General features: G+C 53.2%; 20 protein-coding genes. 13 read left to right on the top strand and 7 right to left on the bottom strand.

Annotated elements, in window-relative coordinates:
• The first annotated feature begins 161 nt into the window (after positions 1–161).
• The 9 genes from ABJF76_RS08140 to ABJF76_RS08100 all read left to right on the top strand — a co-directional run bounded on the left by ABJF76_RS08140 (position 162) and on the right by ABJF76_RS08100 (position 6,589).
• Positions 162–674, top strand: coding sequence for a hypothetical protein (locus ABJF76_RS08140; protein WP_413821967.1), 513 nt, complete (start codon positions 162–164; stop codon positions 672–674).
• 73 nt (positions 675–747) lie between these two features.
• On the top strand, positions 748–1,221 hold the full coding sequence (locus tag ABJF76_RS08135) for a tRNA (cytidine(34)-2'-O)-methyltransferase (protein ID WP_413821966.1): 474 nt from the start codon (positions 748–750) through the stop codon (positions 1,219–1,221).
• 170 nt (positions 1,222–1,391) lie between these two features.
• Entirely contained in the window at positions 1,392–1,826 is a 435-nt protein-coding gene (locus ABJF76_RS08130; RefSeq protein WP_413821965.1) for a hypothetical protein, read from the top strand.
• Positions 1,823–2,482 carry a MotA/TolQ/ExbB proton channel family protein gene (locus ABJF76_RS08125; RefSeq protein WP_413821964.1) on the top strand — a complete coding sequence of 220 codons (660 nt, stop codon included), beginning with the start codon at positions 1,823–1,825 and terminating at the stop codon, positions 2,480–2,482. The genes ABJF76_RS08130 and ABJF76_RS08125 overlap by 4 nt, the downstream gene beginning before the upstream one ends.
• A 31-nt stretch (positions 2,483–2,513) precedes the next feature.
• The gene (locus ABJF76_RS08120) at positions 2,514–2,840 is read left to right on the top strand and encodes an ExbD/TolR family protein (protein WP_413821963.1); all 327 of its coding nucleotides are present in this window, start codon (positions 2,514–2,516) and stop codon (positions 2,838–2,840) included.
• Positions 2,841–2,844: 4 nt separating this feature from the next.
• Entirely contained in the window at positions 2,845–3,222 is a 378-nt protein-coding gene (locus tag ABJF76_RS08115) for an ExbD/TolR family protein (protein WP_413821962.1), read from the top strand.
• Positions 3,219–4,646, top strand: a complete 1,428-nt coding sequence (locus ABJF76_RS08110) for a TonB family protein (protein WP_413821961.1) — start codon at positions 3,219–3,221, stop codon at positions 4,644–4,646. The genes ABJF76_RS08115 and ABJF76_RS08110 overlap by 4 nt, the downstream gene beginning before the upstream one ends.
• A gap of 381 nt (positions 4,647–5,027) precedes the next feature.
• Positions 5,028–5,822 (top strand): hypothetical protein, encoded by a 795-nt coding sequence (locus ABJF76_RS08105; RefSeq protein ID WP_413821960.1) that lies wholly within the window; start codon positions 5,028–5,030, stop codon positions 5,820–5,822.
• Between the two features lie 83 nt (positions 5,823–5,905).
• Entirely contained in the window at positions 5,906–6,589 is a 684-nt protein-coding gene (locus ABJF76_RS08100) for a TIGR02466 family protein (RefSeq protein WP_413821959.1), read from the top strand.
• 72 nt (positions 6,590–6,661) lie between these two features.
• Here ABJF76_RS08100 and ABJF76_RS08095 read toward each other — a convergent pair whose 3' ends face one another.
• From ABJF76_RS08095 to ABJF76_RS08075, 5 genes are all read right to left on the bottom strand, one after another.
• Positions 6,662–7,894, bottom strand: coding sequence for a hypothetical protein (locus tag ABJF76_RS08095; protein WP_413821958.1), 1,233 nt, complete (start codon positions 7,892–7,894; stop codon positions 6,662–6,664).
• A gap of 2 nt (positions 7,895–7,896) precedes the next feature.
• On the bottom strand, positions 7,897–9,627 hold the full coding sequence (locus ABJF76_RS08090) for a cysteine peptidase family C39 domain-containing protein (RefSeq protein WP_413821957.1): 1,731 nt from the start codon (positions 9,625–9,627) through the stop codon (positions 7,897–7,899).
• A gap of 55 nt (positions 9,628–9,682) precedes the next feature.
• On the bottom strand, positions 9,683–11,287 hold the full coding sequence (locus ABJF76_RS08085) for a hypothetical protein (RefSeq protein WP_413821956.1): 1,605 nt from the start codon (positions 11,285–11,287) through the stop codon (positions 9,683–9,685).
• 258 nt (positions 11,288–11,545) lie between these two features.
• Positions 11,546–14,662, bottom strand: a complete 3,117-nt coding sequence (locus ABJF76_RS08080) for a hypothetical protein (protein ID WP_413822548.1) — start codon at positions 14,660–14,662, stop codon at positions 11,546–11,548.
• 88 nt (positions 14,663–14,750) lie between these two features.
• Positions 14,751–16,247: a radical SAM protein gene (locus tag ABJF76_RS08075; RefSeq protein ID WP_413818798.1), complete on the bottom strand. Its 1,497-nt coding sequence runs from the start codon at positions 16,245–16,247 to the stop codon at positions 14,751–14,753.
• A gap of 193 nt (positions 16,248–16,440) precedes the next feature.
• On the opposite strand from ABJF76_RS08075, the gene ABJF76_RS08070 reads away from it, so the two are divergent.
• Entirely contained in the window at positions 16,441–16,695 is a 255-nt protein-coding gene (locus ABJF76_RS08070; protein WP_413818799.1) for a hypothetical protein, read from the top strand.
• 41 nt (positions 16,696–16,736) lie between these two features.
• Here the strand turns inward: ABJF76_RS08070 and ABJF76_RS08065 are convergent, their stop codons facing one another.
• Positions 16,737–18,023, bottom strand: a complete 1,287-nt coding sequence (locus ABJF76_RS08065; protein ID WP_413818800.1) for a 3-deoxy-D-manno-octulosonic acid transferase — start codon at positions 18,021–18,023, stop codon at positions 16,737–16,739.
• Between the two features lie 167 nt (positions 18,024–18,190).
• On the opposite strand from ABJF76_RS08065, the gene ABJF76_RS08060 reads away from it, so the two are divergent.
• The 3 genes from ABJF76_RS08060 to ABJF76_RS08050 all read left to right on the top strand — a co-directional run bounded on the left by ABJF76_RS08060 (position 18,191) and on the right by ABJF76_RS08050 (position 20,859).
• Positions 18,191–18,919 (top strand): 3-deoxy-D-manno-octulosonic acid kinase, encoded by a 729-nt coding sequence (locus ABJF76_RS08060; RefSeq protein ID WP_413818801.1) that lies wholly within the window; start codon positions 18,191–18,193, stop codon positions 18,917–18,919.
• A 148-nt stretch (positions 18,920–19,067) separates the two neighbouring features.
• Positions 19,068–20,141 (top strand): glycosyltransferase family 4 protein, encoded by a 1,074-nt coding sequence (locus ABJF76_RS08055; protein ID WP_413819236.1) that lies wholly within the window; start codon positions 19,068–19,070, stop codon positions 20,139–20,141.
• Between the two features lie 121 nt (positions 20,142–20,262).
• Positions 20,263–20,859, top strand: a complete 597-nt coding sequence (locus ABJF76_RS08050; protein ID WP_413818802.1) for a glycosyltransferase — start codon at positions 20,263–20,265, stop codon at positions 20,857–20,859.
• 285 nt (positions 20,860–21,144) lie between these two features.
• Here the strand turns inward: ABJF76_RS08050 and fliP are convergent, their stop codons facing one another.
• Entirely contained in the window at positions 21,145–21,870 is a 726-nt protein-coding gene (gene fliP, locus ABJF76_RS08045) for a flagellar type III secretion system pore protein FliP (RefSeq protein ID WP_413818803.1), read from the bottom strand.
• Between the last annotated feature and the right edge of the window lie 3 nt (positions 21,871–21,873).

Raw genomic sequence — 21,873 nt, 5'->3', positions numbered from 1 at the left:
CAGTGGGTTTCATCCAGACATGAAGCACAAGACAGTTGCCATCGCAGCTTGATCTATCGCGGCGTCTCTGTTTTCTCGAACACATCATTCAAACTCAAACTGTCCCTGTCATTCCCAGCCGCTTAGCGTATGGGAGAACGGGACATCGAGGAGAACGATCCGTGGAAACTGAACTTAGCGTACCAGAGCTGGTCACAGCAGCACTTGCCAATGCTGAAACAGCTAAGGCCCAGATTGCAACCATTCGATCCCAAATGGATGGGCCGAACGCGTGCGAAGCGCAGGCCGCAGACCTTCGGGCGGCCTATGTTGATCTAGAATGGGTTGCCGTTGACACGTTCACTTTGTTCGAAAGGCGCATGCAACACCATTTTAAGCGGGGTCCGTTTTCGCGAAAACTGAAAGCGTCGCTGGCAGAAGCTGGGCACACTGACCTCGCTGACAAGGTGCATCAGTATTACCTTGTGACCAACGTTCTGAAACACGGGACCGGCGCGAGTTATCGGGAATTGCTTAATTTACCCAACGCGTTGTTCCCTGTGAAACCGACAGACCCCAACCATTCAGAAAATGAACCAGCGCCCTCAAGCCTTGTTGATGTTGATTTGCCCGGATTTTTTGAAGGGCTTGGTGCCACACTTATTGAAGCGTTTGAGTTTCTTGAAAGCCGCTAGATCCGCGCGTTCCATTTGCATGACGAAGTACGTGCCATGACCGCGTTTTTGAGTGAGAGAGTTCACATTTACTATGTCTGACCCCCATCTGAAAATTGTCTTAGTAACGCCCGAAATCCCATACAATACAGGTGCCATTGGGCGGACCTGTGTTGCTTTGCAATTGGAACTGATCCTGATCAAACCCTATGGGTTTTCCTTGGACGAGAAATCAGTTCGGCGTGCTGGAACTGACTATTGGCAATATGTGAACCTCACCGAATATGACGATTGGCAGGGTTTTCTAAAGGGCCAAAATCCAGCACCTGACCACTTGTTTTTCTTCGAAGAACATGGGTCTCAGACCGTCTATGATCCTGTCTATCCAAAGGGTTCCTATTTGGTATTTGGATGTGAATCGGCTGGTCTGCCGCAAGAGCTTTTGGATGGAAACGAAGACCGCACCTTTAGCTTACCGATGCTTGATACCCGTGTGCGGTCGCTCAATTTAGCGAACGTCACGACAGCCGTTATTTACCAAGCGATGCGGGGGCAGTTGGGCGGTTAAAGGTGGTGCTCCGGCGGTAGACTGAAAGTTTGAACCGGCGTGATCTCGCAAACGCGGACATTGGGCTTTCGCACATTCTCACTGTGCACTACCTTCTGGATCAACGCCCAGCGCGGCACTGAACTGCCGGGCACCCAATTGTATGGCGTCAAAAACTTGGGAGTATCATCGTGCTATTTTGCCGTCTTGCGTTTGTACTATTTGTTGCCAGTCTGCTGCCCTTTGCCGCCTTGGCGCAATCCGCCGAAACTGCGGCGCCGCGTCTGCATCTTGAACTCAACAACCTTCAGGATATCGAAGGCACGTGTCGGCTGTCGTTTTTAGCCAAGAATGAGACAACTACCCCCATCGAAAAAGCTGTGTTCGAGACCGTCATTTTTGATGCCAGTGGTGGCGTAGCAAGCCTATCATTGTTCGATTTTCGCGATCTTCCGATAGACCGCGCAAGAGTACGTCAATTCGACCTGCCGGGACGTTCATGCGACAGCATTGGCCAAGCGTTAATTAACGGCGCGAATTCCTGCGTTGTAGCTGGCACCGAAAGCGCGATCTGCAAAGACACTTTGTTTCTGAGCAGCCGACTTGAGATTGAGTTGATCGGATGATCAATTTCGATGCTTTGAACAACATCTTTGCTCTTGGTGGGCCGGTTGTTGCGATTTTGTTTGTTATGTCCGTGCTGACGCTTGCGGTGACGTTGTATAAAATTTGGCAATTCTATTCTTCTAGGGTCGGGCATCACAGGTTTCTGTCGCAAGCGCTGAATGCTTGGGATCAAGGTGACAAGGTCGGGGCACACGCGCAGCTGGCCAAAAGCCGTAGCTACCTTGCGCCCATCCTTGACGCCGCCATGGGCAACGCGGATCGGCCCGGTATCGATACGCGTTTGGATGCCGAAGCCGGGCTTGCGTTGGCGCGGTTAGAACGCGGGTTTCGTCTGCTTGACACGATTGCGCAAATCGCACCGCTTCTTGGGCTTTTCGGCACGGTATTGGGTATGATCGATGCATTCCAAGGCCTGCAAGAAGGTGGTTCATCGGTTGATCCGTCTTTGCTGGCTGGTGGGATCTGGGTCGCTTTGCTGACCACCGCTGTAGGTTTGGCCGTAGCCATGCCGACGTCAATGGTTTTGGCTTGGCTGGAAAGTCGCACCGCGCGTGAACGCGTTTTTGCGGACAAAGCGCTGCGGACCATTCTGGTGCCAGGGCACAACACGAATGCAGAAACTGGCGATCAAAGCGCCGCGCAAGGCCATGCGTAACGCAGCACCATTTGTAAGGCGCGCGGTATCGATGACCCCGCTTATCGACGTGGTGTTTCTGCTGTTGCTGTTCTTTATGCTGACGTCGACCTTTTCCAACTTTGGCGAAATCGAACTGAGCCAAGCGTCCAGTGGCGAAACGACGCAAAGCGGACAGACTGAAAAGTTCTTTGTTCAGCTGGGCGAGACGCGTTTGGTTTTAAATGGTGCGCCGACCATGCTTGATGAGTTGGCCGCACAGATGGAACGTGGGCAACTGCTGGTCAGCCTAGACGAAGACGTTTCTGCCCAAAGAGTGGTCGACTTGTTGGCCCGGCTGCGTGGCCGTCCTGAGCTAACCGTTTTGGTGTTGGAGTGACCCGATGATCCGACCTGCACGCCAGAACCGCAAACGTGATCCTTCGATTGCTTTGATCAACGTCATTTTCATAATGCTGATCTTCTTTTTGATTGCAGGGACGATAGCGCCGCCTCTCGATACTGATCTCCGTCTTGTGGAAACGTTGGATCTTGAAGGGCGTGAGCCGCCCGACGCCCTTGTTTTACGAGAGGACGGCACCTTAAATTTCAGAGGTGCCTCGATCGACCCTGAAACCTATATGGAAACGAACAGCGATGGACCTGTCCGCATAGTCCCGGATCGCAATGCAAGCGGTGCGCGTCTTATCGAAGTCTCTGCCACTTTGCGGAATCTCGGTGCGTCGGCCATCATTTTGGTCACGGAACGGGCTCTAGAATGATCCGACGATCGGGCATTGTGGCAGCCATTGCGGTTTTACTATCGCTTGTCTTGCATCTGCTTCTTGGCATTGGCTTTACTTGGCCTTCGCAACCGCAGCCGGGTCCATCTGGTGGCGAAACGACAACTGAACTTGTCGCACCCGGCACTGCCTTTGAGGATCTCGCGGACACTGCAAGCGAACCGGAACCGACCCCTGCCGCCCCTGTCGAAGCAGAACCAGTTCCAGAGCCCACCGATGTGCTCACAAGCCAAGCGCTCATTGCATCTGATACGCCTCAACAAGGAACGACCCCTGACACCGGCACCACGCAGGCAGTCGAACCTGAAACAACCGGGCCGTCCGCGCCGCAATCAGGCGACACGCCCGAACCGGACACCGTCGATCCAATCGGGGCTGATGAAACCGAGGCCACGGATCCAATCCTTACCCCTCCAGCCGGGACTGACACTGTCACGGACATCCCGCTCGGAGAACCCAATGCCCCCACAGAGCCGTTAGAGGCCCCGACGCAGCCCCTTGCGGTAAGCCCGCCCACGACCACGGCGCCTGCCGCCGCTGCGCCAATTCCCCCCGTCGCCGTGGCACCCGTTGCACCCTCGGTGCCGGTTGTGTCGCTCGAGCCCTCAGAAATTACGCCTAAAACACCAGACGTTGCGGCCCCAGCAGAACCGCCCGCAGATCCGTCAGAGGCCCCGACACAGCCCCTTGCGGTAAGCCCGCCCACGACGACGACCCCTGCCGCCACTGCGCCAGTTCCTTCCGTCGCCGTTGCACCCGTGGCACCTTCGGTGCCGGTTGTGTCGCTCGAACCCGCGGAAATCGAACCTGAAACACCAGACATTGCGACCCCAGCAGAACCGGAACCGATCGCAGATCCTGTGGAAACGGCAAATACCGTGGAACCGGTGGAAAATGACGCTTCGGAAACAGCGGTCACAACCTCTTTGCGACCCCAACTTCCGACGCAAAGACCTGCACCAAAGCCAACGGGCCTTTCCACCGGGTCATCGCAAACAACCACTGCGCGCCGCGCGCCCGCACCGCGCATTGAATCACCTTTGACGGCCTTCAAACGTGACGGAACCAGTACTATCGGCCGCAGAAGCAACGGCTCGCGATCAGGTGGAACAGGCCTAAGAAATTCCTTTAGCGGCGGGAACTCTGGGGTCACCAATTACGCGGGCCGAGTTCTGTCCCAGTTGAACCGGACCTCACCCGTTGCGGTCACTGGAAACGGATGGGCACGGGTGTTCTTTTTGATCAATCCCAACGGAACTTTGGCTTCGGTCTCTGTTGTTGACAGCTCTGGTTCGTCATCCATCAATCGTGCGGCTCAGCAACAAGTCAGAAGCGCGGGCAGGTTCCCACGCACACCAGATGGCAAAAGTAGAAGACTTAGCTTTTTTTATCGAATTCGATAGCCAAGGCCGTCGATCTTTTAAAGCGCGTTGGGGATTCGGCTTTGGATATCCACAGGACAGACTTTCGTATCGAAAGGAGAAGCCTTTGCTTCGCTCTTGAGCATGGCATGGTAAAAACTAAATTCTCGCCCATCCCAACTGTTAATTGAAAAATTCAACCTAAAGGGTCATTCCTTTCACCCTCAGCGCACCTATAAGTTGTCGCGACGCCTCAATTCGCAGGTCTTCGCTATGAAGGCCGCTCGAGTGTCGTCACATCAGGATTGAACATTTAGTATCAACGCATTAGAGTAGTTAGGCGGATGGGTTATTTTACCCACATTTGCCAATAAATTTGATAAATTGATTTTTCACACGGCGAACCATTGGAGACAGCGAACTATGGCGATTGCATCTGCTTTGTCTAAACTTTCAATATTTGCGGCGTTCATCTGTCTTGCAGCACAACCTGCTCTTGCCAACGAACCGTCGTTTTCATCCACCGCTGACACGGTTTTCGATGTCATCAAGACCGGTGATCCCAGCAGTTTTTCTTGCCTTACTTATGAAGGGCGTGACACACGCGAAATGTGGGACAAACGTCTGGATGCAGAACCCACGCTGAGTGCATTTTTGTTCCAAGCGCATTTCACGGATAGCCCATCGATAGACATCATCCTGAACCCTGAATTCCAAAGCGAGGCCGAAGCGCGCGCCGAAGCGATGCGCTATACCCGTGGCCTTGGTCAATTGCCTTTGGTCCTGCGCAGCGGAATCAAACAATTTGGCATCCATAAAGGGCGCGAAGGGTTTCATGGCGGCAGTGGCAAGATATTCATGTATCAGGACCAATCCAGTCACCGAATTTCACAGAATAAGCTCGAAGAATCGATCTTTCACGAAGCTGTTCATGCATCTTTGGATGCGCGTTATCGTCTGGATCCAGACTGGGTTGCGGCCCAGAATGCGGATGGCCGGTTTTTAACACGGTATGCCGCCAGCCGCCCAGACAGAGAAGATTTGGCAGAAACTGCATTGTTCGCCTATGCGCTTTTGCGGCATCCCGGCCGTATTCCGCCGGTCGATAGCCGCGATATTTTGGCAGCTGTGCCGAACCGCATAGAATTCATCAGAGCAATTCTCGACAACAACGAAGCACCCGACGAGGGACCGACAATTCCAGTTTCTTGCCAATGACGCTCCAAACCGTCAGACAGCAGAAAATGCGCGCGACACCATATTAAAGTTGTGCCGCAATATTAAAAAGTAAGGAGACCACAATGACCAGGACCATTGCCCAAATCGAGACAGACGCAGGCACAGACGAACTACGCCGCGACGATTACTTTCCTACATTGATTTACTCATCGATGTTGAATGATCGTGCGTCGCTGAACGAGGAAATTCTGACCGCCATTTATGCGGAACGTGAAAAAGACACTACAGGCATCGAACGGTCAAACATTCGCGCTTTGGGTGGATGGCACAGCCACAACAATCTGCACAAAGAACAAGCTTTCAGCAACTTAACTAAGAGGGTGAACAAAATTCTCACCGGCGTCAGCAGTAACCTTGGTTATGATACGGCGTCTTATTTGACCATTAGCACCATGTGGTCGATCACCAACCCTCCTGGCAGTTCCAACCGTGCTCACGTGCATCCCGGTGCGCTTTGGAGCGGGGTCTACTATGTGCAAGCACCTGAGGGCGCCGGCAACATCTCTTTCACCGACCCGCGCACTGAGCAGATCATGAATGCAGCGAGCTATTTGCCAAACAAAAAACGCAAAACTGAATGTTGGTCGAAGGTCAACGTGAAGCCTGTGGCCGGTAAGCTATTGTTCTTTCCAAGCTGGCTGTATCACAGCGTAGCACCCAACCTTGCGCAAGGCGAAGGTAATGAGGCCGAACGCATCATCATCAGCTTTAACATCAGTCAACGTAAACGTCAGAAAAAGAAATAGTCTGAACACTCTGGGGTCGGCATTGTCGGCCCCAAACCCCCTGATGCCAGGCGGGCTATGCTGCAAACTAATCTATCGAGACAGAGCCAATATTTTTCGATTGATGATCTGTGCCAAGGCGACAGTGGACTTCGAAATACTAAGCAGGATAATCACCGGCGCGACTGAAAACAAAGACGTGACGACCAGTGAATCCGCTTTGGTCACCGATAGCTTCTGAAAACCCGTGGCAATCGGAAAAGCGTAAGACGCGAAAATGATCAGAAACGCCACGGCGATGGCAAGATCGTGCGTCAGCCTAAATCGTGACTGCGTCAGTCGCATTTTCCCAAACACATCTGCAAAGCGACGCGCCCGATCCCGCAACACCTGTTTTTTGGCGTTGCGTAAGCCTGTCGGCGTCAAACTATCATTCGAGGCGCGAAACGACAAAAGTGAATGCTCCAACCGTCCCTTGCTTCGCTCTAGTGCGACGCTCAAAACGCGCAATCGACTTGTCTCGCTGGTGATAAGCGTCACGACGATGACGGCGACAATGACACCGACAACAACAAGGGTCGAAATAAAATAAACAAAACACAGCAAGAGCAGAAAACCAAAAATGATCGCCTCTTCCTCGCCTTTTCGATTTCCATCGCGAAGGGTTTGATCGACGTCTTTGATGGTAAGCGGTGCATGTAAACTTTTTCGGTACTCAAAGCGAAACTGTTCATTCACACGCATCACAGCAAGTTCGTGCAAGGATTTGCACCTGTTGCGCAGCCCATTGGACAACAACCCGATCACTACGGCAGCGGAGAAGATCAATAGAAACGGTTCAAGGGCGTGGCTTTCGACGCCGGACCGAACAGCATAAAACAGAACGATAATTGACATCACTGACAGCACGCGCGCGATCAGCCGGTATGCCTTGATCTTTGACAGCTCGCTTTGCAACAAGCTGCGCAAGCGGAAGCTGAGGGCTTCGATCGACTGGACGTTGCCCAACAAAATGCCGTGCAATTCAATGATCGAACACCCGGTGCCAGTGTCTGGGATCAAAAACGTCTCTTTTGTCACCCAAACGCCTTTGGTCGAATCCCAACAGGCCAATTCACCGCGCCCATTGCCCCGTACCAGCCGCAACGCATAACTTGCCCGAGGCGCTGCTTCGGGGTCCACAGGGCTGATCCACTCAGCCGCCTGAATCGAGCTGGCGCGTCTATCACTGAAAAAAACATCAACAGGAATTGACGCCAACTCTGGCGGCACTGCGGCTTCGCTGTAGGGCCAAATATCACCAATTGTTGGATAGTGTTTTGGCATGATTAAGCCACCTCAACCACAGTAAGTCGCTTCATAGTTAGATGCCCGACCTTTGTTAACCCAGCGCCACGTAACCTTGCTTGCAAGTCCTCAAGCCTAATTTGACTGCGAAAATCCCAGAACACAGGGAAATCACCTGGATCACAGCTATGAAGGTCACGGACCAGTCTGTCCGCCTCTCCATCCAGTATTGTTTTTCGCCCCCCACTGAGCGCTGGCAAATTGTCAGTCGACCGGGTTTCGCGCGAGATCATCAAATATTCAAAGTCAGATTGCGTGGCTTCTTGCCCTGCTGCAAAAATACGGACAGGCCCTGTGTCAGGGCGCTTAGACTGGGCGAGGTTGGACAACGTGTGCCGGACGACATCGCCCAAGATCAATCGTTGTTCGCGAACGGTCAGGTCCGGCTGCTGCAAAGTCGCAGTCAGCGGACCAATCCCGTCGATACGCAACATGCCATTTGCGTGCGAGGTCTTTAGGTCAACAGAACCAATTACGGTCTGGGGTCGCAGCGGCACCTCTGTCGCAGTTAATTGAGACACGGATTGGCGCCCCCTCAAAACCGGTGCGATGATCTTTGCGCGGCGAAAATCTAACGGCACAATTTGCATGCCTGTCAGAATCCAAAACATCAAAGCAACCGGCGACAAGTCGGCCAACAGAACACTCAACCCGGCAAACCCAATTACGATCCATTTGGCAATTTCTCCGAACAAGTCGGATGCCACTGTCGCGTTTAATGGGCCATGTCCAAGCCCCAATTTGGAATACCGTCCAACACCGGGCCGTATCGACAGTCGGCAAACCTGAATTTCATCCAACTGCATGATGACAAGCAAGGTTGCGAAAAGCAGCAGATGCACAAGCGCCAGCCATGGGTTAAGAATGAACAGCATCCCAGCAATTCCGACAACAGATCCAAGCGCCGCAGGGACCTGAGCAAGTTGTGAAACCGAAACATCCATGCCTTGCCGCACGTTTGCGGCGACGTCTCTTTCTTTGCGTCCTCGAAAACCGTTCAGGTCGCGACCGCCCAAGAATGTACGCAACAGGCCGCGCCACAATTGAATTTGACGATCCTGTGCCCAATCACCTTCCCCTTGAAGGCGCACATATCGCGCGGCAAGCAAAGCTGCCCCGCAGACTCCGATTAGAGCAAAAACCATAAGGACCGAAGAAAAGCTTGCTCGGTTCAGCACAAGGAACAGGGCCGCCACGATACACAGCAAAATTGTGCACTCCAACATGCGCGACGCGATCCCGACAATGAACAAAGAAATGGAAGACAGCCAGCCTTTTCTTTGGCCACCGACCACAGGCAAAGCGGTCATCTTTTGCGGCAGTGTCGTCCCGCGTGCGGGGCGTTTCACCTCAAGCAAATAACCCGAATACAGTTTAGCGAAATCGGCCATGGGATAGTAAACGGGACCCTTTGCAGGGTCGAACACCAACACACCATCCCGCCCATGTTGGAGCAAAACGACATAATGCATTTGCTGCATATGGAGGATGATTTTCCCGCCGATCTGACCCAACTTGTTGGCTGGTACGGCAAGGGCCCGCGCAGCAAAGCCATGCCGCGTTTCCATATATCGCCGCATCGCCTCAAGATTGCTGCCTGTCCGATCAGCGTCCATTTCATCGACCGCATCAACCGCATCGCCCGGTCGGTTGAACAGGTTCAAAACCGTCAGTACGCATGCGACCCCACAATCAGTATTCGCCGTTTGCATGACAAAACGTTTACGTTTCGAGAGTAATAAACGGGCCGCTTTCGACCAAAAAAAGCTAGATCGCAGCATTTCGCGCCATCAGAAAGCTAAACAAAGTTTGTCGCCCTAAAGGAAAGCTCAGGTGCACAACTGCGCCGGACAGGTTTTCGATTTGATGCGCCGATGCGGCATCAACTTCGACCACAACTTGACTTAGGACACCGCGCTTAATGATCTTATCCGCCAAAGATTGGTTCCCGACGCGAATGCCCAGTTCTTTGGTATCCACAGCCGAAAAGTCCCGGTTCAGAACGCGTGCATCAAACACGATTTCGGTCCCTGTACGCGCATTGTTGATAGATCCTCGTACGGATTGACCGCGTTCAAGAACGACAGCATGCCGGTTTTCAAGAAACCCAATAATCTGGTTCCTTTCATTAGCGTCAGCCGTGATGTTCGCATCCGGCAGGTTAATTTCACCGGTCACCAACAACGGCACATTTTCGCCATTGCGTGCCATCGTTTTGAGTATTCGAACTGGGTGTTCCGGAGGAGTAGATAGCTCAATAAAGAGTGACCTGATAACAGTTGCACCAACTGACTTTTCATCCTGATGCACAAGATGAACATCCAATCCAGCGGATCGGAGTGTCTGCTCAATGGCGTCAGTCGGCGCTGGCAAATCGATCTTTACCTGGGTGCCATCATACCCCAAAACGATTTGCCCGGTTTCTACTGCACCATAGGCAACAAACGACAAACCTGCTGTCGGCAGCCCAGTCGCAAGAAGCCGAAGAGGGTCGCTTTTTGCGACGTCGGCTCGGCTGGCCTGCAATGTGCGCATATCCGCTGCATACCCACTAGAAACGGCAACTTGCGGCAACACGGACTTGGCCAAATAGCTCGCCTCTGCTTCTGCGCGCTGACTGGCACGCAGGCGTGCCAATTCCTCAAGCTGCAACTGCAGATCCGCAATGCCCTTACCTAGAATGTCGATTTCAGCCAAATCGATTGAATTCGAAAAAGCCAAGTCGTTTTGGCCCTTTGTCATATCCAAGATCATACGGTCTGTTGAAAACGTCGCGTTCTCCGATGCAATGACCGACAGGCGACCCGCCTGAATTTCTTCCATCATTGTCGCAAGCCTTTGCGCTGGCAATGCGGCGACCTCTCCCGAACGCTTGACAAGATCTTCAAGCTTGGCGAGTTGGGACAGGCGTTCGTCATTCAAATCCGAGATATCTACAGTGCTTTGCGCCGCAAACTCCTGCAACGTATCCAAAACTGCATCGGTATCGGCCATGAGAACGCCGCGGGCCTTCAACTGCTCAACAGTGGCTATTTGTTTGGCTTGATCACGCTCAATATCCAGCTGAATTTTTGAACTCTTCTCAAGATAATCAGACTCAACCTTGCTCAGCTCTCGTCGCATTTTACTTAGAAGCAACGCGTTTTCAGCAACTCCAGAGGGCTCGACCACGGCGGACACCAACTGACCCGGCAGGAACCCACCATCGGTGGCTGGAAAGTGCATCACCATGCCTTGCTCGTCGGCGCGAATTGTCCGCACGCCGCCCGGACTTACGACAAGGCCAAAACCATCCACTGCGAAAGACACAGGAACATTCAGCACACCAAAAGCTGCAAGCAAAAGGCCGACCGAAAGTGAAAATAACTTCATCAGCTAAAACCCTATAAATACGTTGCAATCATTAAACATTTTGGGCCCTTCGGTCAATTGACCCGCACCTTTTGACGCCGATGGTCGTGCCTAAAATGATCGGTTTTCCGCTTATTTCAGCTCATCCGAAACACATCATCATCGCGTTCACAACAAAATGAAAAAGCCGCCCCGAAGGGCGGCTTTGTTGTTTCAAAGGCCTTAGCTTGGGCACAACCCTTGCGGATCATTACCCAATGCCGTCAGGCGGTCAGCGGCTTAGACGTCGAGATCGTCCACGCCAGCCCCGAGGTCGGCACCGATGACATCTTCAAGATCATCGCTGCTATTGGCCCCTCCGGCATCGATGGCACAGGCGTCGGCACCGCAGGCGTCGCCGTCATCCAATCCGCCGTCAGCTCCGCAGGCAAACCCACCTGAGATAAAGGCCGCGACTTCGTCGCCTTCATCACCTTCGTCGTTGGGCGTGTCTTCGTTGCCTTCGTCACCTTCGTCGACACCGACTTCGTCACCTTCGTCACCTTCGTTGCCTTCGTCACCTTCGTTGCCTTCATCGACACCGGCTTCGTCGCCTTCGTCGTTTTCGTTGCCTTCGTCACCTTCGTTGCCTTCGTCGGCACCGGCTTCGTCGCCTTCGTCGTTTTCGTTTCCTTCGTCGCCTTCGTTACCTTCATCGAAACCGACTTCGTCGTTTTCGTTTCCTTCATTTCCTTCGTTACCTTCGTTGCCTTCGTCATCAACGACACCGGCATCTTCGTTGCCTTCATTTCCTTCGTCGGCACCGGCTTCGTTACCTTCGTCGTCTTCGTTGCCTTCGTTGTTTTCATTTCCTTCGTCGGCACCGGCTTCGTTACCTTCGTCGTTTTCGTTGCCTTCGTTGTTTTCGTTACCTTCGTCGGCACCGGCTTCGTTACCTTCGTCGTCTTCGTTGCCTTCGTTGTTTTCGTTTCCTTGGTCGTCAGAGACGTTTTCGTTGCCTTCGTCGCCTTCATCGTTTGGCGTGGTATCTTCGTTACCTTCGTCGCCTTCGTTATCTTCGTCGCCTTCGTCCTTTTCGTCGTTTTCGTCGCCTTCGTTGCCATCGAAGTCAGGATCTACAGGCTCGTTGCCTTCGTTGCCTTCATCGCCTGGCGAAACCTCGTTGCCTTCGTCGCCTTCATCGTTGGCTACGTTTTCGTTGCCTTCGTCGCCTTCATCGTTGGCTACGTTTTCGTCGCCTTCGTTACCTTCGTCGTTGAGTGAAGCCTCGTTGCCCTCGTCGCCTTCGTCGTCTGGCGTGAATTCGTTGCCCTCATCGCCTTCGTCGTCTGGCGTGGATTCACTGCCTTCATCACCTTCATCACCTTCGTCGCCTTCGTCGCCTTCATCGTTGGCAACGTTCTCGTCACCTTCGTTGCCTTCGTCGCCGGCTGGTTCGTTGCCTTCGTCACCTTCATCGCCCGGCGTGGACTCGTTACCTTCGTTACCTTCGTCATCTACCGAGGCTTCGTTACCCTCGTTGCCTTCATCCGTTCCGGGGATGTCGATGAACGCTTCGTTGCCTTCGTTACCTTCGTCATCTGGCGAGGCTTCGTTGCCTTCGTCGCCTTCGTCGTCGGCTACGTTTTCATTACCTTCGTTGCCTTCATCAGCTTCGTTGCCTTCGTTACCTTCATCGTTCGGCGTGGCTTCGTTGCCTTCATCACCTTCATCACCTTCGTCGCCTTCGTTGCCCTCGTCGCCTTCATCGTCTGGCGTGGATTCGTTGGCTTCATTACCTTCGTCATCTGGCGAGGCTTCGTCACCTTCGTCACCTTCATCATTGGCTACGTTTTCGTTGCCTTCGTCGCCTTCGTCAAAGGGTTCGTTACCTTCGTCACCTTCATCACCCGGCGTGGACTCGTTGCCTTCGTCACCTTCGTCATTTACCGAAGCTTCGTTACCCTCGTTGCCTTCATCCAAGCCAGGGATGTCGATGAACGCTTCGTTGCCTTCGTTACCTTCGTCATCTGGCGAGGGCTCGTTGCCTTCATCGCCTTCGTCGTCGGCTACGTTTTCATTACCTTCGTTGCCCTCGTCACCTTCGTCGCCGGTGAATTCGTCGCCTTCATTACCTTCATCGTTCGGCGTAGATTCGTCGCCTTCGTCGCCTTCATCAAGCGGCGAGGATTCGTCACCTTCGTTACCTTCATCGTTCGGCGTGGATTCGTTGCCTTCGTTGCCTTCGTCAAAGACGCCAAGCGGACCACCGCCGCCAATGTCGCCTTCGTTGCCTTCGTTGCCTTCATCGCTCGGCGAGGATTCGTTACCTTCGTTACCTTCGTCATTTACCGAAGCTTCGTTACCCTCGTTGCCTTCATCCGTTCCGGGAATGTCGATTAACGCTTCGTTGCCTTCGTCACCTTCGTCATCTGGCGAGGCTTCGTTACCTTCGTCACCTTCGTCATCTATCGAGGCTTCGTTGCCCTCGTCACCTTCGTCAGAAAATTGGAGCTCGTTGCCTTCTTCGCCTTCGTTGCCTTCGTCACCTTCGTCATCTGGCGTGAATTCGTTGCCCTCATTACCTTCGTCATCGAGCGTGCCTTCGTTGCCTTCGTTACCTTCGTCATCTGGCGAGGCTTCGTTACCTTCGTTACCTTCGTCATCGAGCGTGATTTCGTCGCCCTCGTCACCTTCGTCAAATAGCGAGTCTTCGTTGCCTTCGTCACCTTCGTCATTGACTACGTTTTCGTTACCTTCATCGCCCTCATCAGTCAGGGAAGGTTCGTTACCTTCGTCGCCTTCGTCGCCTTCGTTACCCTCGTCGTCTTCGTTACCCTCGTTGGCTTCGTCGCCTTCATTTCCCGAGTTTTCGGACTGTTCTGGATCCGGGTCGGGCATCCCGCCAACAATGGCGGTGGCTTCTTCGGGGGTCAGCGTCACGATGTCTTCAGAGGCTTTAGAAGCGGTTTCAAAAGCTGCAATGGTCGAGCGCAAAATGGACATGAGGGTCATGATATCAGTTTCCAGTTCTATATGTGGGGTCCAGTCCTTGCCGGACACGGGTCGAATTCCATCGGAATCAATGCGCAGCGTCCGCACAACATTCGCGTCAATCACGAAACGTACGATCCACTGGTCGCGACCAGTTAGTGTCAGCAAGTCTGAAATGAAAAACGACGGCAAAAGTTCTGCGATCATAAGATCCAGTTTTTCCGGCGTTGGTAGGGTTTCAAAGTTGACGCGTGCATCAATGCCACGATCGAACGCAAGAGCAGCGTCGAGCCTGGGTTTAAAGCACAGCGAAAGTTTCGCGCTGTCCGAAACAGCGTCAACTGTGGCGCGTCCAGAAAGGACCGCCTGATCAAGTGAAATCGATTTTACCCGGTAGGCCGGGGCTTGATCGATAAATTGCATTACACATTCACCTTTAGCTTTGGTCTGGCATAATTGCCGTTCCAGAGAAAGCGGGTCACAAACACCCGCCCAGATCTTCGTCCTGAGTTCAGAGTTCCTGCGGTCCTTGCAGGGCATTGTGGATTGCCTGGATGGAACTAAACGTATGTGTGTTCCCTGTAAGCATTCCACTCTCTTTGACCGTTGGGCTGTTTTTCTGATGCCAGTCGTCATCTGTGACGAACCCACGCGCTTTCGCACGTAGAAACAGCTGCTCGGCCATATTAAATTTCAAGCTCGGACACGGCAGTCTTCCTGCTTCGCCCGAAGCATAATCGTTGTGTACGAATTTGAACGCGCACGCGCCGCCACAAGTGGGCAACAAGGTGCAGCTTGAACAAACGTCATTGTCAAATGGGGACCATTGGTTCCACATTGCCTCGATGCCGGCATCGGTCTTGCGTGTGCTGCCTTTCATCACGCTGCCAACGCGCATCTTGGATTCCATTACTGTATCCCAGCACTTGTGCAGATCACCGTTGGGTACAATCACATAAGAATTTGGTTTCACCGCAGTGCAAAGCCCAAGGAAGCGGGGCATTTTCGGCGTTGCCATCAGCCCCTTTTCAAAGGCCAGTTGCTGCAAGCGGCTTTCGACATCTGCATAATCTGTTTTGGACAAGCATCCGTCACATCCGGACGCGTTTTCAGCGACGCTTTCCACTGGTGCAAAATAGACGGATACCCCGTTGTGCAATCCAAGCCCTTCGGCATGCAGTTCATCTAAAACGGCACGAGCATTTGCCTCGTTTTGCCCATCGATATTTACGCGAACCGATACCGTCAAAAGCCGACGCGCGGTCACTTCGCGGATGTTTTCGATGATTTTGTCGAACGTTCCACGCCCACTTGTCAGGTGACGACGGCTATCATGTGCCTCGGCATCACCATCAATGGTGATCTGCACCCGCGACACACGGGCTTTTTTCAACTTTTCCGCAACAGGTACCGTCATTTTGTACCCATTTGAAATCATCATGGATGTGTATTTAATGCCGTTTGCCTCACAGTAAGCGATCGCGTCTTTGGACACATCCCAGATTGCGTCTTGGTCCATCAACGGCTCACCGCCATACCAAGTTAGGTGAAAGCTTTTGCGCCCCTCTAGTTGCTCCAACAGAAACGCTTTGGTCGCAGTGCGCACACTGAGCGTCATCTTCGTCAAAGGTTTGTCGAGCCCTTGGAAGCAATAGTGGCATCCAAAATTGCATGACAACGTTGGCGCGATTGTCATCATCAGGTGACTGTCATTGTGACGCACGTTCTCATAGCGGGCGCGTACGATTTCCAGCTCGTCAGCGTCAGCGTTCAAGCAATAACCGCCTTGAACAAACCCACGGTACTTCGCAGAAAATTCTTGTGCCCCATGATCAACAAGGGCGTTCCACAACGCCAAATCATCAGCATCCCAAATGGAAAATGCCTGACTGGACGTATTGTAAGCGAGATGGCGGTCGTTCGTGAGCGGGACTAAAACTGTGTAGCGAGACGGTTTTATGAAGGTAACAGCCTGCGATCCATCCGTGTGAAATTTCCCGTCAAGCATTGTTCACTCTCCCCTGCGCAAAAAGTGGCAAAGCACACGTGCAATCGTTCGCGAAAACTGCACATACCAAAGACAGACCTGTCTTCGAAGTTGAGGGTCCGGTGTCAGAAACGACGGGCACTAAATAAGCTCCAAAATCTACAAAAATCAAAAAAATAAACAAATATACGGTGCTACCATGGACGAAAGGTTAATGATTCGTAAAGACTTTAAACTATTTTTTACACACTTTAGAATATGCAACGTGCGCGGCGCCCACACCAAATCCCAAAAAACACTTAACCTTTGCAGTACCTTGCTAGGATTTCCGACGCCCCTTCTTACCTTCGGCATGAACACGGCGGCGCTTCGTCCAACCTACCGGGTCAGTCTTTCACCGACCTGGTCCGTTTCGCAGCAGTTTGCTGAATTCGATCTCATCATCCCGCCACCGTTCGATGTTAGTTGACCTGCACCAACGATAACGGCGTAGTCCAGGCGCCTCGCGCTTCACGTGCGTTTCAGGACAGTTGCAATCAAATTAGCATAGCTCAAAGTGCCCTGCTTTGCATTTTCCACAAATGCCAGCCCGGCCTGTCCCATGGCCTTGGCCTGATCGTCTTGCAACAGGCCCACAATAACTTGCCCAAGGCCTTCTGGGCCTTGGACTTGCACTGCTGCCTCGCGTAGACGCAGGGCCTCATAGGCATCGGCGAAATTTTTTACATGAGGGCCATGGGCAATGGCCGTTTCAAAATGGGCCGGCTCGTAAGGGTTGTGCCCGCCTTCTTGCCCGAACGACCCCCCAAGAAAGGCAATCGGAGCGAGTTTGAAAAACGTACCAAGTTCGCCAAATGTATCCGCAATGTAAATCTGTGTCGCATCTGAAACACCTTGCCCAAGGCTGCGTTGAGCGGTGCCGAATGCCAGTGATTCCGCTTGTTTTAACAAAGGCAATGCGCGGTTGGGATGTCGCGGGGCGAGAATAAGCAATGCGTCAGGGCAAACCTCAAGAACCGTTTGTTGCGCTGTTAAAACAGCCTCTTCGTCCGCTGGATGCGTCGACGCAGCCAACCACACGGGGCGCGTTCCCACGGCACGGGTCAGCGTGGACAACGCGTCGCTAGACACGGCGAGCTTTGGCACCGTCAATCTAAGATCCGGCATGACATGCACGTTGTCTGCGGACAAACCAAGCGCAAGCATACCTTTAGCAACGGGTTCGGACCGGCAGGTGACAACAGAAAATCCACTAAGCAATACGCCAAACACCGCTGGGAAACGCGCGCGTGTGCGGGAGTGGCGTGCATTCAGCAGAACCCGTGGTACGTCGCGTTTGCGCAGGCCCTCAAGCAGCCGTGGCCAAAGGTCCCCTTCTACGAAAATCGCAGCCGAGATCGACCAACCATCCAGAAAGCGCCTGATGGCAGCGGGTGTATCGATGGGGGCAAATCGATGGGTGGCAAAGGGCATCTGTTTCGCGACCCAATCGGCGCCTGTGGCCGTGGTGGTCGTCACCAGAACTTGGGTCTGCTCCGACTGCGCCAAATGCTGCGCCAAAGGGGCAATCTGCATGACTTCGCCCAAACTAGCGGCATGGAACCAAACAACCGTGTCTTTGCTTTGCGGCGCACCACGGCCAAGGCGTTCGGAAAACCGCTTGGGGTCAGCGCCCATGCGGCGGTGCAGCGCCCAAGACACAACAGAAATGAGAAAGGCAAAACACCACGTAAAAAGCATCCATGCGCGTAGCAAAGGCGGAGTTCGTTTTGGTTCCATGACGTTGTAAAGACGCATTCTGTACTGTTAAAATGCCCATCTACTACGATCTGCGCCCCGCGAATGAAATACACTTCATTGCTTGGCGGCTAGCGAATACTGATTTTGATGGGCTTGCGAAGCAGCTTGAGCGAACTTATCAAACGTCATCAGCTTTTCTGCTGCGCAATGCCGGAGCCCTAGGTATGACGCCCTCTGACCTTCACCAAGACGGCACTATCATCCGCTTTGATGCAACTGTGTTGCCCACAATGGAACCCCATCTCTTTGATGCACAGTGGCTGCGTGCGAATGGGTTTTGGCAAGGCAGCACACAAGGCCGAAGCCAAGCGCATTTTTTCCGTTATGCGGACCATGATATGGTCCTGCGCCACTTTCACCGTGGGGGTCTGATCGGACGGGTAAACCGTGATCTTTATCTACGAGTCAAGGCAACGAACAGCCGGGCCCTGCGCGAATTTGACCTGTTGTGTGACATGCATTCCGAGGGGCTTCCGGTCCCTTTGCCCGTGGCTGCGCGATACGTCCCTTTTGGCCCCGGCTATCGCGCGGATATCATCACGCAGCGCATACCAAACGCCCTACCGTTACAAGAAGTTTTAGGCGACAGGGCGCTTTCTGCGCAGTTATGGAATGCCATCGGCGCCAATGTTCGAAACTTGCATGACCATGGAGTTTACCATTCGGATCTGAATTGCCGAAATATCTTGATGGATACCAGCGATCAGGTTTGGTTCATCGACTTTGACAAATGCGAAAAGCGTGAACCCGGCACGTGGGCGCAGGCCAATCTGGACCGATTGCTGCGTTCTCTGCGCAAGACAGCAGCAGGACCTTTGGCCATGCATTGGCGCGAAACAGATTGGGCTGATTTCCTTGCAGGATATGACAGCGGGTATGCGCGCGCGGATTGAACTTGGTGTGACGCGGCGCTCGTAAATTGCCTTGAAGTTTGGCACATCCAAGGGCCGTATTCCCAAAGAGGCTGTTGTCATGGTATCCGGCGGAACCACCCGCTATATGGCGACCACTTTCTATGCATTGGGGAAACAGGATTCTATCATGCAGGTTGACCCTGATAAGATTGACGTGATCGCACCAAATTTGAAACGCCGTTATTCTGGTGTCTCATCGACTGTATTTCGGCTTGTGCCGCTTCAGGCGCGTAAAATCCCCATCGCGACCACGGGGCCGGTACTGCCAGGCGACATACCGCAATTCCCGCTTTCCAAACTTCTGCTTTTATCGCGGTCAGGCCCGTCGGGGCACCGCATCTGGCACGCGCGTCGGAACATCGAAATGTTGACCGGTGTGCTTTTGAAGTTTGTACTTCGCAAGCGTTTGAAACTTGTTTTCACATCGGCTGCTCAACGGCGCAGAGGCGAATATTCGCGTTGGCTTATCCGCCGGATGGACGCAGTTATCGCAGCCTCTGGCAAAGCAAAGTCTTATCTTGGGGTGCCTGCGACCGTGGTCTTGCATGGGATCGATGCACAAGCATTTGCGCCGACCACTGATCGCGCTGCGTTGCGGGCGGAACTCGGGCTGGACCCTGAAGCCTTGATCGTCGGGTGCTTTGGCCGAATCCGAGAGCAAAAGGGAACCGATCTGTTTGTGGACGCCATGATCGAACTTTTACCACGGCATCCCACAGCGCACGGGATCATCATGGGCGGTGTCACGCGTGATCAGCAGGCCTTTGTTGACGGTTTGAGATCAAAGATAGACGCCGCCGGCCTTGGCGATAGGTTGCGTATTCTGCCGGAAGACAAGGGTTTCACAATTGCCCCGTGGTTTCAAGCCAGCGATATTTATGTGGCGCCACAACGCTGGGAAGGTTTCGGCCTGACACCGCTAGAGGCGATGTCGTGCGGTGTCGCTGTCGTCGCGACCCGGGTTGGGGCATTCGAAGATCTTGTTGTCCCTGATGAAACCGGTTTTTTGGTGCCACCCGAGGACCTTGCCCAATTGACCGCCGCAACAGATACGTTGATGAGCGACGCCACCCTGCGCACGTCCATGGCAAAAGCGGCAAGAGACAAAGTGGTTGAGCAACATCAGATCGAACAAGAGGCAGATGCCATCACAGCAATCTACCGGCGCCTCATATCCGAAGGGAATGGCGCGGGCTTATAAGCGCGCCGACCCTCGTCTGTTCTAAACGCCCTGTTGAGTTCTGGGGAAGGATCTTGGTTTGAACAACACCGCAGTCACAATCGTTACGGTTTGACACAACAGCTTAGCCGTGCTTCCGGCCATGTTGGCAAACGTCCCAACTGGCACGCCGGTTGTTCTGGTGGACAATGCATCGTCTGACACCGCTGCGTTGCAAAAACTGGCGCAAGAACGTGGCGCAACCCTGCAACTGAACACAGATAATGTCGGGTTTGGTCCCGCCTGCAAACAGGGTGCCGCGAAGGCTAAAACCAAATTTCTACTGTTCCTCAACCCCGATGTGGAACTACAGTCAGGTGCCTTGGAGGCCCTCACGGCGGCGGTGCAAAGACATCAGAACGCCAGCGCATTTAATCCCAGAATTCTTGACGGCAAAGCCCGCCAAAGCTTTCGACGTGGTTCTAAAATCAGGCCCAAAGAACGGTTGAAAGGCCCGATACCCACACGGGATTCCGAAGTGTCTATTCTTGCGGGGTCGGCGATCTTTTGTCGCCGGGCCTTGTTCGAAAAGATAAGAGGGTTTGATCCGGCCATATTTATGTATCACGAAGATGACGACCTGCCCTTGCGACTGCACGAACATGGGCCGCTTATGTACTGCCATGACGCACAGGTCGTCCACCTAAGCGGGCACGGCTCACCGCGATCGCCACAGGTTGCGGCCTTTAAGGCGTACTAGTCCGCGCGTTCGCGGATTTGCACGCTAACGAAATATGGGCATCCGCGCCCTAAGCTGAACACGTTGGGGGCTGCCTTGCTGCGATTGATGGCGCCCGATACTTTTCTGCTCAAAAGGAAACGCGCCAAGAATGTCGGCTATTTAAAGGGGGCTTTGAGTGCGTTGAAAGACGGCGGGCGGCATGGGTGACTGATCAGACCCAATACAGGTTGATCTACGGCCGCTCGATCTTTTCGGCCCAATCCTGCAACGCCTCGAACACCGGCACATATCCTTAGCGCTTCATCAGAAGTAACTCCTTACAAGACTTCCCGCGATCAAACTCCAGCCATCCGCCACAACAAAAAACGCTAGTTTGAAGGGCAACGAGACAATTGCCGGTGGCACCATCATCATGCCCATACTCATCAGGACTGCCGCTGCGACGAGATCAATAATCAAAAATGGCAAGAAGATAAGAAAACCAACCTGGAACGCACGCGTAATCTCGGACAATAAAAAGCTTGGGATTAACACCGACAACGGCGCGTCAGGAGTTAGTTCAAGACCTTGAGTGTCTGGACGTAGATCGGCCATGGCGGAAAAGGTATCCACATCCAAACGCGCAGACATGAAGTCACGAAAAGGATTCAAAGTCCGAACAAATGCAGTTTCCGGATCGATTTGGTCGTTTGTTAAAGGCTGCAAGCCTTCTGTCCAGGCCTGCATAAAAACAGGTTCCATAACAAAGTACGTCAAAAACAACGCAAGGCTGACAATCAGCATGTTTGGTGGGGATTGCTGCAAGCCAATTGCTTGGCGCAATATAGATAGTACCGTCACCAAAAATGGAAAACAGGTTATCATGATAGCAAGGCCGGGTGCCAAGCTAAGGATCGTGATCAATGCCAATAACTGAAGGGTGCGGGCGCTTAAAGATCCTTCATCTCCGAAAGAAATTGCGACTTCTTGCGCCAACGCCCCCTGAGGCAGGAAGAACATAACTAAAAGGGCAATAAGCCAAAACTTCATACG

The sequence above is a fragment of the Tateyamaria sp. genome, from assembly GCF_039940735.1.
Lineage (GTDB): Bacteria > Pseudomonadota > Alphaproteobacteria > Rhodobacterales > Rhodobacteraceae > Tateyamaria.
This window is presented reverse-complemented; position numbering and strand designations above follow the sequence as displayed.

Coding starts and splice junctions, on each gene's coding strand:
- ABJF76_RS08070 (WP_413818799.1), top strand. CDS start 16,441: ATGATTCGTAAAGACTTTAAACTATTTTTTACACACTTTAGAATATGC.
- ABJF76_RS08065 (WP_413818800.1), bottom strand. CDS start 18,023: ATGCGTCTTTACAACGTCATGGAACCAAAACGAACTCCGCCTTTGCTA.
- ABJF76_RS08095 (WP_413821958.1), bottom strand. CDS start 7,894: ATGCCAAAACACTATCCAACAATTGGTGATATTTGGCCCTACAGCGAA.
- ABJF76_RS08075 (WP_413818798.1), bottom strand. CDS start 16,247: ATGCTTGACGGGAAATTTCACACGGATGGATCGCAGGCTGTTACCTTC.
- ABJF76_RS08115 (WP_413821962.1), top strand. CDS start 2,845: ATGATCCGACCTGCACGCCAGAACCGCAAACGTGATCCTTCGATTGCT.
- ABJF76_RS08080 (WP_413822548.1), bottom strand. CDS start 14,662: ATGCAATTTATCGATCAAGCCCCGGCCTACCGGGTAAAATCGATTTCA.
- fliP (WP_413818803.1), bottom strand. CDS start 21,870: ATGAAGTTTTGGCTTATTGCCCTTTTAGTTATGTTCTTCCTGCCTCAG.
- ABJF76_RS08085 (WP_413821956.1), bottom strand. CDS start 11,287: ATGAAGTTATTTTCACTTTCGGTCGGCCTTTTGCTTGCAGCTTTTGGT.
- ABJF76_RS08055 (WP_413819236.1), top strand. CDS start 19,068: ATGCAGGTTGACCCTGATAAGATTGACGTGATCGCACCAAATTTGAAA.
- ABJF76_RS08125 (WP_413821964.1), top strand. CDS start 1,823: ATGATCAATTTCGATGCTTTGAACAACATCTTTGCTCTTGGTGGGCCG.
- ABJF76_RS08120 (WP_413821963.1), top strand. CDS start 2,514: ATGACCCCGCTTATCGACGTGGTGTTTCTGCTGTTGCTGTTCTTTATG.
- ABJF76_RS08050 (WP_413818802.1), top strand. CDS start 20,263: ATGTTGGCAAACGTCCCAACTGGCACGCCGGTTGTTCTGGTGGACAAT.
- ABJF76_RS08135 (WP_413821966.1), top strand. CDS start 748: ATGTCTGACCCCCATCTGAAAATTGTCTTAGTAACGCCCGAAATCCCA.
- ABJF76_RS08100 (WP_413821959.1), top strand. CDS start 5,906: ATGACCAGGACCATTGCCCAAATCGAGACAGACGCAGGCACAGACGAA.
- ABJF76_RS08110 (WP_413821961.1), top strand. CDS start 3,219: ATGATCCGACGATCGGGCATTGTGGCAGCCATTGCGGTTTTACTATCG.
- ABJF76_RS08105 (WP_413821960.1), top strand. CDS start 5,028: ATGGCGATTGCATCTGCTTTGTCTAAACTTTCAATATTTGCGGCGTTC.
- ABJF76_RS08090 (WP_413821957.1), bottom strand. CDS start 9,627: ATGCAAACGGCGAATACTGATTGTGGGGTCGCATGCGTACTGACGGTT.
- ABJF76_RS08060 (WP_413818801.1), top strand. CDS start 18,191: ATGACGCCCTCTGACCTTCACCAAGACGGCACTATCATCCGCTTTGAT.